Origin of the sequence: Streptomyces sp. NPDC012827, from assembly GCF_042900905.1 — a bacterium.
GTDB lineage: Bacteria > Actinomycetota > Actinomycetes > Streptomycetales > Streptomycetaceae > Streptomyces > Streptomyces gulbargensis.
This window is the reverse complement of record NZ_JBIBBY010000010.1, coordinates 166751-180117: the sequence shown is the minus strand read 5'-3', so window position 1 is coordinate 180117 and position 13367 is coordinate 166751. Positions and strand designations below refer to the sequence as shown.

The window sequence follows — 13367 nt, the reverse complement described above, 5'->3', positions numbered from 1 at the left end:
TCAGGGGCCGGCCTCCGGCGGGGCGGTGAGGGTGCGCAGGGCCCCAAGGAGGTGGCGCAGGGCCGGCCCCGGCGGGCCGGGGCGGACCGCCAGGGAGGTGGTGACGGGCGGCCCGGCGAGGGGGCGCACCGTGACGCCCGGCAGCCGGGGCGGCTCCCGTACCTCGTAGAAGACGGTCCACGACGGTTCGGGCGAGGTGCCGATCGCGGCCAGGGAACCGTGCAGATCGGTGAACGGCGGCGCGGGCGGCGGGACCGGGTGCCCGGCGGCCCGGAAGGCGTCGGTGACCAGGTCGTGGAAGGGCGGGTTGGCGTCCCGGGGAGCGAGCCGCAGCGGGAGTCCGGCCAGGTCGTCGAGGCGGACGGTCTCCCGGGCGGCGAGGGGGTGGCCGGCGGGCAGGGCCACCAGGAGCGGGTCCTGCCAGAGCGGGAGCAGTTCGAGGCCGGAGGCGGCCGGCAGGGCCCGGACGAGAGCCGCGTCCAGTTCCCCGTCCCGTACGGCCGCGAGGCGTTCGGTGACCGGCAGACGGTTCAGCCGGACATGCAGGCCCGGTGCGGAGGCGGCGAGTTCGGCGAGGAGGCGGGGGATCCGGTCGCCGGGCGCGTGCACGGTGCCGAGCCGCAGCACCCCGTCCGCGCCGGCGGCGATGTCGGCGGCGATCCGGGTGGTGCGGTCGGCGGCCGCGAGGACGGTGCGGGCCTCGGGGAGCAGGCGTTCCCCGGCGGCGGAGAGGCGGACGCGGCGGGTCGTCCGTTCGAAGAGGACCACGCCGAGCTCACGTTCGAGGCGGCGGATCTGCTGGCTGACGGCGGACTGGACGATCGTCAGCCGCTCGGCCGCGGCGCCGAAGCCGCCCTCGTCGGCGACCGCCACGAAGTACCGCAGCTGCCTGAGCTCCATGGCCCCTCACCCTCCCGATTCATCGCGATCCGTGATCGCTGTCTTCGCCAACCGCCGGTGGTACGGGGCTTCTTCCCGGGCTCGAATGGTGGGCGAGTCCACGACAGGAGAGACCATGACCACGCCCCACCGCTCCCCCCGCCCCGGTACCGCCGCCCCGCTGATCGTGCGGGCGGAGGACGCGGAGCGGGTGCCGCTGCCGCACGGCGGCGCCTTCCTGCTCCTGGCCGACGCCTCGGACACCGGTGGCGCCCTCGGCGTCAACCGGCTGACCCTCGGCCCCGGCGCGACGGGCGCCCGGCCGCACCACCACGCGCTGTCCACGGAGCTGTTCCTCGTCCTCGACGGAGCCCTGCGGTTCACCGGCGCGGGGCGCACCACCACCGTCACCGCCGGCGGGCTGATCTGCGTCCCGCCCGGTGTGCCGCACTCCTTCGGTGCCGCGCCGGACTCCCCCGCCGACCTGATCGCCGTCCTCACCCCGGGGATCGACCGCTTCGACTACTTCCGTGCCCTCGGACGGATCCAGCGCGGTGAGGAGTCCTTCGACAACCTCCTGGCCGCGCAGGACCTGTACGACGTGCACTTCCTGCCGCCCCAGGAGTAGGGCGCCGGAAGGTGTCCGGGTGCGGGAGCACCGCCGCACGGCCCTCGGGGCCGGAGGGGCAGTCATCCCTATGACACGACGGATTGCTGGCGCAATGTCGACTGCAAGCCCTGTGGACAACTGCCCCCAATGGCCCGGCACCCTCTCACTCGCCGTCACAGCACCGATTTAGGACACTACCTCCCATTCATGGGTAACGCGGCGTCGCCACCCTGTCACACAATATGAGACATCGCGTGTGACCTGGGACACATTATGATCATGACCGGCGGAGCAGATTTGCAATGTCGAACGCTCCCTCCGCGGGCGCGACGCACATCTCGACCTCCGTCAGCTCGCCGTTGACCGTGCCCTCCAGGCACAGGCGTCCGCCCTTGTCGCGAAGGTCGACGGCGAAGGTCGTGACCGCGCCGGACCGCTTGAGGCCGTGGATGCGCTCGTCGATGTAGCCGAGACCGTTCAGCACCTTCCTGACCTGGGCGGGATCGGGCTGCCCCAGCCGCAGCAGCGCCTCGGCCACGCGCTGTTCGTGGTGGACACCGGCGCACCAGTCACGGGCGTCGAGTTCCGCTTCCGGGCCGGCCGTGGGGGCGACGGGCTCGACCGCTCCGCCCGGGGGCGGCGCCACCGTCGCGCCGGGCGGCGGCTCGACCGGGGCGGTCGGCGCCTCACCCTTCGGGGTGGCCGGCGCCTTCCGCTTCGTCCCCGGCGGGGGGCACTCTCGCGCCACCTCGTCCAGCATCGCGGTGAAGGCCGCGCCCTTCCCCGCCGGGACGGCATCGACGGACCTGGCCGGCGCCCCGGGGGAATCGGGCTGCTCGGAGCCGCAGGCGGCCAGGGTCAGAGCGGCGAGGGCCGTCACCGCCAGGGTGCGCCGGCGGCGGCGCATTCCGGGCTCAACTGCCATGATCCGGAGTCGGGTTCGCATCATGCGCCCAGTCTCGGGACCGGCCGCACACGCCACATGAGTACGCGTACTCAACCTCCGGCGGTGACCGGAAATCTTCACTGCTGCAAGGAAGCGGAATCAACTACTGCCATATACAAGCCACTTGTGGCCGCAATCGGCACGGGTCTACGGTCCGCAGCGATCAAGCACCACACCTACGACACGAGGGGGGAACTCGTGCGCAAGACAGCCATGCCTGTCCTTGCAGCGCTCTCCATGGCGTTGATGCTGCCGCAGCCGACCGCCGGAGCCGTTGTCATCGCGCAGCCGCAGGCCGCGGCCGCCACTGTCGATCCGCCGCTGGCCGACGGGGAGATCAAGCAGGTCGGTCCCGGCCTGTACTCCACCGCGGAGAAGTCCTTCGAGCTGTACGAGACCGATGTGGCCGAGGGCCTCATGGGCCGTACCCACACGGTGACCGAAGGCGCGGACGGAGTGGCCAGGCCGGAATCGGCGCCCGCCACCCGCCCGGACCAGGGCGTCTTCGGCCCCGGCTGGGAAGCCGGATTCCTCGGGGGTCAGCTCAACCGCAAGCTGGAGCAGCGGGCCGATTCCGTCGTGGTCACCGATCTCGACGCGAAGGTCTCCGTCACCTACGCGCTCAAGAGCAGCGTCGACTACCCGAGCGGCGGCGGCGTCAAGAAGTACGAGACCGCCACCGGCGACAAGCTCACCGAGACCACCACGTACAACGAGGCGACCGGCACGCTGGTGACCACCGCGGCCGAGACCCTCGCCGCGGCCACCGGCACCCCGGACACCGACGTGACCGGCGACGAGGACGCCGGCGCGGCCGTCGGGGTCGCCAACCTCACGGCCACCTACAACTGGAAGCAGGTCGCCCCGGGCACCGACAAGTGGCGTGTGACCAGCCTGGGCAACCTGGCGGACGGCACCACCGCCACCGTCTCGTACGACACCAAGGGCCGGGTCGCCACGGTCAGCGAGCCCGCCACCGCCGACGCTCCGGCGCAGTCGGTGACGGTCAAGTACTCGACCGCCACGACGGCCACCGGCACGGCGCTCGGTGAGTACACGGGCCGGGCCAAGGAGATCACCCTCACCTCGGGCGCCACCACGCAGACGCTGGCGCGCTACTCCTACGACGCCTCGGGTCTGCTGCGCGGCGTGACCAACCCGGTCGAGGGCACCGACCCGGTCGCGTCGTACGCGTACGACACCGCGGGCCGTGTCTCCGACATCGCCTCCCCGTCCAGCGGTGAGTGGGACCTGACGTTCCCGGCCGAATCGGCCGCCCCGAACGCCGCGCCCGTCGGCACCGACCTGCCGTCCGCCACCGAGCCCCTCCAGGGCCCGGCCGGTGACGGCACCGCGACCGCTCCCCCGGCCGCCGACTTCACCACCGGTGAGATCAACGACCCGCAGGCCTACCCGCGTTACTGCAACCGCGCCACCGAGTGGATGTGGTACCTCAACCGCGGCTGCGTCGCCTGGGCCGCGCACTACGGCTGGCACTGGCCGGTCTTCCGGTACACGCCGACCAACTTCCGCGTGGCGGGCATCCTCAACGACGGCTGCAGCACCCCCGGCCCGAACATCAGCCGCCCGGGCGGCTTCAACTTCCGGGCCGCGTGCGACACGCACGACTACGGCTACGGCCTGATCGGCAACACGTACAAGGGCTACAAGTACTACCTGGACCGCAGCAAGAAGTCGAACGTCGACAACGCCTTCTACGCCACGATGAAGACGCACAGCTGCAAGGCGTACAACATCCTCGTGCGCTGGCGGTGCAACTCCTACGCGTACGTCTACCTCAAGGCCGTGGCCTGGAAGGGCAACCCGAAGAACGGTGCCAGGGCGACCTGATCACGGGTCCGCGCACCTTCTGACGGCGTACAGCGCGAGCTGACGCACAGCACGACCTCCTGACGGAGCACGCCCCTCGGGGCGTGAACGGGCCGGGTGGCGGACACCTCTCGCCACCCGGCCCGTTCCGCCGGGCCCCTTCCCTCGCTCCTCCCCATCTCCCCGGGCTGTGCCGTGTCCGCGTCCGCCGATGCCTGGCCACGACACGCCCCCTGCTCACCGAGGCAACATGAAGAGAACCATCTGGGCGACGGTCGTCACCGCGCTGACGGCCGTGACCCTCGGCGCCGCGATACCGGCCCACGCCATCACACCGTCGGGCAACGCGACCGCAGCGGCCGAGGCCGCGACCGACCCGGTCGACCCGCCGCTCTACGACCGGACGGCGAGCGGCGGCAAGGTCCGCGTCAACGTCGTCACGGAGACCCTCGCGGACGTCGCCGACGCGGCGACCGCCGGCGAGAAGAAGCAGGAATTCGAGACCGTACCGGTGGTCACCCTCAAGGTGGACCGGGCCGGCCTCGACCAGCTCGCCGCGAAGCCGGGCGTGGTGAGCGTCACCGAGGACAAGGTGGAGCAGCCGACCCTGGACCAGAGCATCCCGCTCATCGGCGGCGACGACGCCCTCGCGGCCGGCAAGACCGGTACGGGCCAGACGATCGCCGTCCTGGACACCGGCGTCGAGGCCGGCCACCCGTTCCTGAGGAACCGGGTCGTGGCCGAGGCCTGCTTCTCACCGAGCGACGCCGAGAGCGGCATCGTCAGCCTGTGCCCGAACGGCACCGACGCGCAGGAGGGCACCGGTGCCGCCAACACCGCGGCCGGCCCCTGCGCCACCATGCCCGCCTGCGACCACGGCACCCACGTGGCCGGCATCGCCGCGGGCAACGGCAGCGGCCTCACGGGCGCGCCCAGGAACGGAGTGGCGCCCGGCGCCGCCATCGTCGCCGTCCAGGTCTTCAGCCAGTTCACCACCGAGGAGTTCTGCGGTGGCGCCGCCCCCTGCGTGGGCAGCTTCCAGAGCGCCCAGCTCAAGGGCCTCGAGCACGTGCTGAAGCTCAAGCAGGCCGGTACGCCGATCGTCGCCGCCAATCTCAGTCTCGGCAACGGCCGTTACGCCACCGCCTGCGACAGCGACCTGCGCAAGCCGGTCATCGACAGCCTGCTGACCGCCGGCGTGGCCACCGTGATCGCGGCCGGCAACAACGGGCACACCGACGCGGTGAGCATGCCCGGCTGCATCTCCTCCGCCGTCACGGTCGGCTCGACCACCGACGACGACGAGCTGTCGGCCTTCACCAACCGGGGCCCGCTGCTCGACCTGTTCGCCCCCGGCACGGGCATCGTCTCCTCCGTGCCCGGCGGCACCTACGCCTCCAAGAACGGCACCTCCATGGCCGCGCCGCACGTGGCCGGTGCGTACGCGGTGCTCAAGCAGGCCTTCCCGACCAAGAGCGCCGCCGACCTGACGGCCCTGCTGAAGAGCAGCGGCCGGGGCGTCGTCTACACCGGTGCCACCACTCCCCGCATCGACCTCGGCACCGCCGTCACCGGCGGGGGCACCACCCCGAAGCCGGCCGGCATGACCGACTTCAACGGCGACGGCGCGGAGGACATCGCGATCTCCGACCCGCAGGCCACCGTCGGCACGGACGCCAAGGCCGGTCTGATCCGCATCGTGTACGGCGGCGGCAAGGGCACCGCGGAGATCAGCCAGGACCTGGACTGGGTGGCCGGCGGCTCCGAGGCGGACGACTACTTCGGCGAGACCCTGGCCACCATCGACTGGAACAAGGACGGCTTCACCGACTTGGTCGCCGGAACCCCCAGCGAGACCGTCGGCACCGCCACCGACGCGGGCTTCGTGGACATCCTGTACGGCGCGGCCGGCGGCCTCGGCACCGGCACCCTGAAGGCCACGCACCTCGAACAGGGCTCCGGTACCGGCGGGATCGCGGCGTCGGCGTCCGAGGCGGGTGACCGCATGGGCCACCGGATCGCGGCCGCGGTGAACGACGCCGGCCGGCCGTACCTGATCATCAGCCTGCCCGGCGAGACCATCGGCACGGCCACTCAGGCGGGCGCCTTCTTCTACGTGCACGGCACCACCAGCCTGGCGGTGAACCAGTCGTCGGCCGGTGTTCCCGGTGACCCCGAGTCGGGAGACCTCTTCGCCTGGTCCGTGGCCGCCGACCAGAACTACATCGCCGTCGGCGCCCCCAACGAGGCCATCGGCACCACGGCGAAGGCCGGCGGCGTCGTGATCTTCGACGCCAACCGCTTCGACTCCGGCGGCCGTCCCCTGCCGCTCGCGGGACTCGACCAGGACAACGCGGCCATCTCGGGCGGTTCCGAGGCGGGCGACCAGTTCGGTTACGCGGTGGCCATGGCCCCGTTCCGGGCCAGCGGCGCCCCGGCCGCCACGGAGTCGATCCTGGCGATCGGGTCGCCCGGTGAGAGCGTGACGGTCGGCACCGAGGACCGCGCCAACGCGGGCCGCGTGGTGCAGATCCGCATCAAGCCCGACGGCACCTGGAGCTACCTGCGTGAGCTGAAGCAGGGCACCGCGGACGACGACGTGTCCGGCACCTCCGAGGTCGGTGACCGCATGGGCGAGTACCTCACCGCCGTCAACACGGCCCCCGGTTCGGTGAGCACCGTGGCGTCCATGCGGCTCGCCGTGGGAACGCCCGGTGAGGACCTCGTCACCACCGCCAACGCGGGCGCGATCCACACGTTCTCGCTGGCCGGCTCGGCCGGTACGAACGACCGCTGGATCGAGGCCGGTGACGGCGACGGCATCCCCGGTCCGCCCGGCGCCAACCAGTACCTGGGCAAGAACATCCACTTCACGGCGACGAAGCTGTACGTGGGCATGCCCTTCGGCCCCGTGGCCACGGGCGCGCTCCACGCGCTGCCGATGTCCAACGTGACCCAGGGCGGCACGGTCGCCCCCACCACCACGTACAAGCCCGGCTCCGGCGGCCTCCCGGCCAACGGTGTGGCCTTCGGCTACTCGGCCCGGTAGACGGCCGGCGATGCGTACGGCCCCCGAAGGCTCCGGCCTCCGGGGGCCGTTCCGGTCCTCGCTCTCCACCGGCGCCCGCGCGAGGCCGGCACCGTCTCCGTGACCGGTTCCGGCTCCCGGTTCCGCCTGCGCCGCCTCGACCCGGCCGATGGCCGGGCCCGGCAGGTTCAGCTGGTCCGGCGCCCGCCTCCCACGGCGAGGGCGCGCGGAGGTGCCCCTTCAGCCACTCCCGCGACAGGCCCTGGCAGGCCGGACCCGGTGGGTCCCGGCCACGTCCCGCCGTCCGCCGGTCGGCGCACCCCTCCCCCGCTAGGGTTTCGGCAGCGCCGCGGTGCGCCGCGGTGCGGGGCGGCGGCGGATGTACGAGGTGGGGAAGGCTCGATGGCACGGACGAGTGGACGGCCTGCGCGGGACGCGGCCGGGACGGCCGCACACCAGGGCGGCGAGGACGGCGCGGACCGGCCGGCCGGAGGGGGTCGCGAGGTCGCGGAAGCGGTGGCGGCGCTCCGCGGTGACGGCGAGATCCCCGAGGCGTGGATCGCGGGGCTGGTCTTCAACGAGAAGGCCGGCGACGAGGTGTTGCGGCGGGTCTTCACCGTCGATCCGTTTCCCGACGCGCGGTACTGGCTCGCGTACCACGAGCTGCCGCCGGCGGCGGCACGCGCGTCCGTGCGGCATCCCGATCCGCAGGTGCGCCGGTTCCTCGCCGAGAATCCGCGGCTGCCGGCGGACGTGTTCGCCGTGCTCGCGGAGGACACCGACGCGCGGGTACGGCGCGTCGCCGTCATGACGGCGGGCGAGTACCGGATCGAGCTGCCGCCTGAGCTGGTGGTGCGGCTCGCCACCGGGGACGACGCCCGGCTCCGGTACTGCGCGACCGCGCTCGCCGGTCTGCCCGACGAGGTGCTGCTCTCGCTGGCCGGGGATCCCGATCCGCGGGTGCGGGCCGCCGCCATCGGCCCGTGGAGTTAGCCGAAGTTGCGCCCCGGGGTGCGGGCCGCGGCCGCGGCCGACGAGGATCCGCTGGTGCGGGAGGCGGTCGCGGAGGCCACCCGGGTGGAGGCGCCGCTGCCGGTGACGGTCACGGCCTTCCTCGCCGAGCCCGACGCGGCCCGCCGGAGGGAGGCGGCCCGCTCCGCGCCCGTCGACGCGGACCTGGCCGCGTTCCTGGTGGGCCACGAGGAGAGCGCGGTCCGCCACGCGGTCGCCCACAACCCGCATGTGCCGACGGCGCTCGCTCTCGCCCTCGGGTCGGACACGGACCCCGCCGTGCGGCTGGCCGTGTCGCTGCGGGCGGATCTGACCGAGGAGCAGCGGGCGGCGGTCGACGTCACCGTCCCGGCGGGACGGCAGCCGGTGCCCGCCTGGGTCGCCGAGCGCTTCGGGGACCCGGAGGCGATGCGGGAACTGGCCGCCTCCGGTCATGTCGTCCTGCGCCGGGCGGTCACCCGCGCCCCGTGGCTTCCGCCGGACGTGATCACGCGGCTGGCGGCCGACGACGACTTCTTCGTCCGGCTGATGCTCTGCGAGAACGACCACGCCCCGCACGAGCTGCTGGTGGAGATGTTCACCTCCTGGGACGGTCTGAGCTCGGGCTCCCTGGTCCACCGCCGCAACTTCGCGCGTCCCGGGCTCGCCCGGTTCGCCGACCACGCGGACGCCCGCCTGCGGTACGCCGCCCTGTTCGACCCGCAGGCCGGGCCGGAGCTGGTGGAACGGCTCTCGTACGACCCGGAGGCGCTGGTACGGCGTCAGGCGGCGGGCGACGCGCGGCTGCCGCTGCGCCGGCTGGCCCAGGTGCTGGACGAGCCGGGTACGGCACGGTCCGCCGCGGGCAATCCGTCACTGCCGGTGCCGCTCATGCACCGGATGCTCGATCTGGCGGGCGCCGGGCACTGACGCGGGCCGGGTGCGGAAGGTGCGGCGGTAGGTGTCCGGGGGGACGCCGACGGTGCGCTGGAAGTGGCGCCGCAGGGTCGTCGCGGTGCCCATGCCGGTGCTGGCGGCGACGGTGTCGACCGTGTCGTCGGTGCTCTCCAGAAGCTCCTGGGCGTAGCGGATGCGCTGGGTGAGGAGCCACTGGAGGGGAGTCGTGCCGGTGACCGCGCGGAAGTGACGGGTGAGGTGCCGGCTGCTCAGGCCGGCCCGGCGGGCCAGGTCCTCCACGGTGAGGGGTTGGTCCAGGTGCTCGACCGCCCAGGACAGGACGCCGGCGAGCGGGTGGTCGCCGGGGGCCGGGACGGGGGCGGTGACGTACTGGGCCTGGCCGCCGTCGCGGTGCGGGGGGACGACCAGGCGGCGGGCGAGGGCGTTGGCGGTGGCCGCGCCGTGGTCCCGGCGGACCAGGTGCAGACAGAGGTCCATGGCGGCGGCCTTGCCCGCGGAGGTGAGGACGCCGCCCTCGTCGACGTAGAGGACGTCGGGGTCCACGGTCACGCCGGGGTGACGGGCGGCCAGCTCCCGGGTGTGCGCCCAGTGGGTGGTGGCGCGTCTGCCGTCGAGCAGGCCCGCGGCGGCGAGGACGAAGGCGCCCGTGCAGAGGGAGGCGACGCGGGCCCCGGCCTCGTGGGCCGCGCGGACCGCGTCGACCAGTGCGCGGGGCGGCTCCCGGTCGATGTCGGCCCAGCCCGGGACGATCACGGTATGGGCGGTGGCGAGGCCGTCGAGGCCGTCGTCGGGCTCCAGCCGGAAGCGGCCGGCCCCCGCGGCGGCCGGCCCGCAGATCCGCAGGTCGTACCAGGAGCGGGCCGGAGCGGGCGGGCCGGAGCCGAAGACCTCGCAGGCCAGGGCCAGTTCGAAGTGGAGCATGCCCTCGGTGAGGGCCAGGGCGACCGTGGTCATGTCCGGAAGTGTACGGGTCATGGCGTTCCGGACCGTCGCCGGGGAGCGGCGTGCCTGGTGGGATGAGGGGGACGGAGCGCGGTGGACGACCGCGCCGGACCGGGACGAGAGCGGGGAACCCATGGGAACGGCAACGGGGACGACGGCGGAGTCGGGGCGGGGACTGCCGGTGGTGGTGTTCGGGGCGTACGGGCACACGGGGCGGTTCGTGGTCGCGGAGCTGCGGCGGCGCGGGTTCACGCCGGTGCTCAGCGGCCGGGACGCGGGAAAGCTGGCGGCGATGGCGCGGGAGACCGGCCTGGAGGCCCGTACGGCGTCGGTGGACGATCCGGCCGCGCTCGACCGCGCGCTGGCCGGCGCCGCGGCGGTGGTCAACTGCGCCGGGCCGTTCGCCGTGACGGCGGCGCCCGTGATCGAGGCGGCCCTGCGCAACGGGGTTCCGTATCTGGACGTGGCGGCCGAGATCGAGGCCAACGCGGACACGTTCGCGCGGTTCGCGGGCCTTGCGCGTGAGGCGGGGGTGGTGGTCGTGCCGGCGATGGCCTTCTTCGGGGGGCTCGGTGACCTGCTGGCGACGGCGGTGCTGGACGGCGGGACGGCGGCCGGGGAGGTGCGGGTCGGATACGCGCTGAGCGGCTGGCATCCGACGGCGGGCACGCGTGCGGCAGGGGCGGTGTCCCGGGAGCGGCGGGGCGGGCGCCGGGTGCGCTTCGCGCGGGGACGGCTGGAGTACCGCGACGACGCCGCGCCGGCGCGGGAGTGGCGCTTCCCCGAGCCGTGGGGGACGCGCGAGGTGATCGGCGAGTTCACGATGGCCGACGTGGTGACGCTGCCGAGCCATCTGTCCGTCCCCGAGGTGAGCACCGCCATGACGGTCGAGGCGGCGCGGGACGTCGTGGCCGCGGACACGCCGGCACCCGGGGCCGTGGACGTCCGAGGGCGGTCCGCGCAGACGTTCCTGGTGGACGTGGTGGTCCGCGCGGACGGCGCCGAGCGGCGCGCGGTGGCCCGGGGGCGGGACATCTACGCGGTGACCGCGCCGCTGGTCGTGGAGGCCGTGGCCCGGGTGCTGTCGGGGCGGACGCGGGTGGCGGGCCTGGCGTCGGCGGGCGCCATGTTCGACGCCCCGGACTTCCTGGACGCGCTGGCCCCGGACCTCACCTGGGAGCGGCTCGCCTGACCCGGTGCCGGGTGGCCGGCGCCGGCCACCCTTACCGGAGGTGGCCGCCCCTCCCCCGCCGGACGGCGGGGACGCCCCCGCCTCCTGACGCCTTCGCGCCCCCGTCGGCACTGCGGCGGGGGCGCTCCGCTTCGCGCCCGGGGCGACTTGACTCTCCGTCGGGGCACTTCTTGCGGGCCACCGCGCCCCTGCCTAGCTTTCCGGTGGCGGGGAGGCTGGTTCGGCGCCTCCGGCCCGGGGTTGCAGGTGCCACTTCACGAGAGCGGGGGACCCCCTTGTCCGACCACATCGCCGACGCGCTCGTCCGGCCCGGTCCGACACGCGCGCGGGCGCGCAGGTACGCGTCGGAGGCGGGGAGACCGGGAGACGCCGAGGGTACGGGGGCTCGCACGGGGTTGCCGGCGGAGGTGGCCCGGCACCGGGCCCGCGCGGCCGCCCGGCACCCGCGGCCGCCGGTCGGCCGGCCGGCGGGCGGTGCGCGGTGAGCCGGGTACGGCGGTTGCCGCCGCCCTGGTGCGACGGACCGGTTCTGGTCCTGCTGGTCGCCGCGTTCGTGTCCGGCGCGGGCGTCTTCCTGGTGGTCCCGTACCTCGCGCTCCATCTGCGCGACGGCGCGGGTCTGTCGTCGGCGGCCGTGGGCCTGCTGCTCGGGCTGAGCTACTGGAGCACCCGGGTATCGGGGCTGGCCGCGGGCGCGCTGACGCACCGGTGGGGCATGCGCCGGGTCATGGTGTTCGGCAACCTGCTGCGTGTCGCCGGTTATCCGCTGCTGCTGGGCGACTCCCTCGCGCAGATGACCTGTGCCGTGCTGCTGATCGGCACGGGCTCGGGCGTGTTCTCCCCGGTCGCCCGGGCCGCGCTGCTGCGGGCGGTGGCCGGCGAACACCAGCTCAAGGCCGCGTCGGTGCGCGCCCTGTGCGCCAACGCGGGCATGGCGCTGGGGCCGCTCGTCGGAATGCTGGTGTTCGTGCGGGGGTCCGCGGCGCTGTTCGTGCTCGCCGCCGTGGTCTTCGCCGCGCTGAGCCCGCTGCTGTGGCGGCTGCGGCTGCCGGAGGCCGGGGACGGCTCCGGGGCGGGCCCGGCGTACTGGCGCGGCGCGGTCGCCCTGGCCGGCCGGCGCCCGGTCCTGCTGATCACGGCGGCCACGACGCTGCTCGGGCTCGCCGTCGTCCAACTGGAGAGCGCCTTCCCGCTGCTGGTCGTGGGAGGGGCCTCGGTCTGGCCGGCCGGTGGGCTGTTCGTGGTCAACGCGGTGCTGTTGATCGTGGCGCAGGGGCCGGTGACGAGGGCGGTGGCCGGACGGGGTGCGCGGCCGGTGTTCGTGGCGGGTTTCGCCCTCCTCGCCGCCGCGTTCGTGCTGCTGTCCGCGCCGGGCTCGTGGTGGCCCCTGTGGCTCCTGGCGATCGGCGTGTTCGGTGTGGGCGAGGTCGGCGTGGGCCTGTGGATCGACGACCGCGTCCGGGCGCAGGGCGCGGACGACGCCACCACCGTCTACGGCCTGTCGGGCGTGGGCGACGCGTGCGGCGGGCTGGTCGGGGCCCTGTTCGGCGCCGCCCTGATCGGTGGTGCGGAGCACCCCACCGCGGCGGGGGACGGCTGGAGCGGTTACTGGGCGCTCGCGCCGCTGCTCATGGCCGCCGTGCTGGCGCTGATCCCGCTCCTTCCGGCATCGGCGAGGACGGGCGGGCCCGGGCCGGTCCCTCTGGCCGATCCCGGGACGAGGACGGAGCCCGAGCACGCCACCGGCCGCCCGGGGGCCCCGTACGCTCCCCTCGTTCCGGCCGGCCGGAACGAGGCGGACGCCCGCCCGGCCCACCTGGATTCGCTTCCCGTGGTCCGCCTGGACGACTTCGGTGCTCTGACCAGGGAAGAGGTACGGCGATGACCGGCGAGGGCCGTGGCCGCCCCCGGCTTCGGTCGTGCACGGGCCTGAGTCGTACGATGCCAAGGCGTTCCGCGGGTGTGCGCCGGAGCGGCGGCCCGGTGACGGCGGAGCTCCGAGTGAAGTGTTGAGCAATCAACAAAATCGGTG

The 13367-nt window shown here is 74.2% G+C and carries 10 protein-coding genes; 7 read left to right on the top strand and 3 right to left on the bottom strand.

Annotation, left to right across the window (positions count from 1 at the left end):
- Window positions 1–900 (bottom strand): LysR substrate-binding domain-containing protein, encoded by a 900-nt coding sequence (locus tag ACFY60_RS22570; protein WP_388613246.1) that lies wholly within the window; start codon window positions 898–900, stop codon window positions 1–3.
- A 115-nt stretch (window positions 901–1015) separates the two neighbouring features.
- Here ACFY60_RS22570 and ACFY60_RS22565 point away from each other — a divergent pair, with 115 nt between their 5' ends.
- Window positions 1016–1507, top strand: a complete 492-nt coding sequence (locus ACFY60_RS22565) for a cupin domain-containing protein (RefSeq protein WP_388613247.1) — start codon at window positions 1016–1018, stop codon at window positions 1505–1507.
- 259 nt (window positions 1508–1766) lie between these two features.
- Here the strand turns inward: ACFY60_RS22565 and ACFY60_RS22560 are convergent, their stop codons facing one another.
- Window positions 1767–2438, bottom strand: coding sequence for a hypothetical protein (locus tag ACFY60_RS22560; RefSeq protein WP_388613249.1), 672 nt, complete (start codon window positions 2436–2438; stop codon window positions 1767–1769).
- Between the two features lie 210 nt (window positions 2439–2648).
- Here ACFY60_RS22560 and ACFY60_RS22555 point away from each other — a divergent pair, with 210 nt between their 5' ends.
- The 4 genes from ACFY60_RS22555 to ACFY60_RS22540 all read left to right on the top strand — a co-directional run bounded on the left by ACFY60_RS22555 (window position 2649) and on the right by ACFY60_RS22540 (window position 9213).
- Entirely contained in the window at window positions 2649–4286 is a 1638-nt protein-coding gene (locus ACFY60_RS22555) for a phospholipase A2 (RefSeq protein WP_388613250.1), read from the top strand.
- A gap of 229 nt (window positions 4287–4515) precedes the next feature.
- Complete coding sequence (locus tag ACFY60_RS22550) at window positions 4516–7314, top strand: S8 family serine peptidase (protein WP_388613252.1); 2799 nt, start codon at window positions 4516–4518, stop codon at window positions 7312–7314.
- A gap of 381 nt (window positions 7315–7695) precedes the next feature.
- Window positions 7696–8286 carry a hypothetical protein gene (locus ACFY60_RS22545; protein WP_388613253.1) on the top strand — a complete coding sequence of 197 codons (591 nt, stop codon included), beginning with the start codon at window positions 7696–7698 and terminating at the stop codon, window positions 8284–8286.
- Between the two features lie 54 nt (window positions 8287–8340).
- Window positions 8341–9213: a hypothetical protein gene (locus tag ACFY60_RS22540; RefSeq protein ID WP_388613254.1), complete on the top strand. Its 873-nt coding sequence runs from the start codon at window positions 8341–8343 to the stop codon at window positions 9211–9213.
- On the opposite strand, the gene ACFY60_RS22535 is transcribed toward ACFY60_RS22540, so the two are convergent.
- The gene (locus ACFY60_RS22535; protein ID WP_388613256.1) at window positions 9157–10155 is read right to left on the bottom strand and encodes a GlxA family transcriptional regulator; all 999 of its coding nucleotides are present in this window, start codon (window positions 10153–10155) and stop codon (window positions 9157–9159) included. The genes ACFY60_RS22540 and ACFY60_RS22535 overlap by 57 nt on opposite strands.
- A 121-nt stretch (window positions 10156–10276) precedes the next feature.
- Between ACFY60_RS22535 and ACFY60_RS22530 the strand changes: the two genes are divergently transcribed.
- On the top strand, window positions 10277–11335 hold the full coding sequence (locus ACFY60_RS22530) for a saccharopine dehydrogenase family protein (protein ID WP_388613257.1): 1059 nt from the start codon (window positions 10277–10279) through the stop codon (window positions 11333–11335).
- A 481-nt stretch (window positions 11336–11816) separates the two neighbouring features.
- Complete coding sequence (locus ACFY60_RS22525; protein WP_388613259.1) at window positions 11817–13220, top strand: MFS transporter; 1404 nt, start codon at window positions 11817–11819, stop codon at window positions 13218–13220.
- Window positions 13221–13367 lie beyond the last annotated feature (147 nt).

What these genes read in the sequence shown, in the direction of transcription:
- ACFY60_RS22530 (WP_388613257.1), top strand. Translation starts at nt 10,277, where the DNA reads ATGGGAACGGCAACGGGGACGACGGCGGAGTCGGGGCGGGGACTGCCG.
- ACFY60_RS22535 (WP_388613256.1), bottom strand. Translation starts at nt 10,155, where the DNA reads ATGACCACGGTCGCCCTGGCCCTCACCGAGGGCATGCTCCACTTCGAA.
- ACFY60_RS22570 (WP_388613246.1), bottom strand. Translation starts at nt 900, where the DNA reads ATGGAGCTCAGGCAGCTGCGGTACTTCGTGGCGGTCGCCGACGAGGGC.
- ACFY60_RS22560 (WP_388613249.1), bottom strand. Translation starts at nt 2,438, where the DNA reads ATGATGCGAACCCGACTCCGGATCATGGCAGTTGAGCCCGGAATGCGC.
- ACFY60_RS22550 (WP_388613252.1), top strand. Translation starts at nt 4,516, where the DNA reads ATGAAGAGAACCATCTGGGCGACGGTCGTCACCGCGCTGACGGCCGTG.
- ACFY60_RS22565 (WP_388613247.1), top strand. Translation starts at nt 1,016, where the DNA reads ATGACCACGCCCCACCGCTCCCCCCGCCCCGGTACCGCCGCCCCGCTG.
- ACFY60_RS22555 (WP_388613250.1), top strand. Translation starts at nt 2,649, where the DNA reads ATGCCTGTCCTTGCAGCGCTCTCCATGGCGTTGATGCTGCCGCAGCCG.
- ACFY60_RS22545 (WP_388613253.1), top strand. Translation starts at nt 7,696, where the DNA reads ATGGCACGGACGAGTGGACGGCCTGCGCGGGACGCGGCCGGGACGGCC.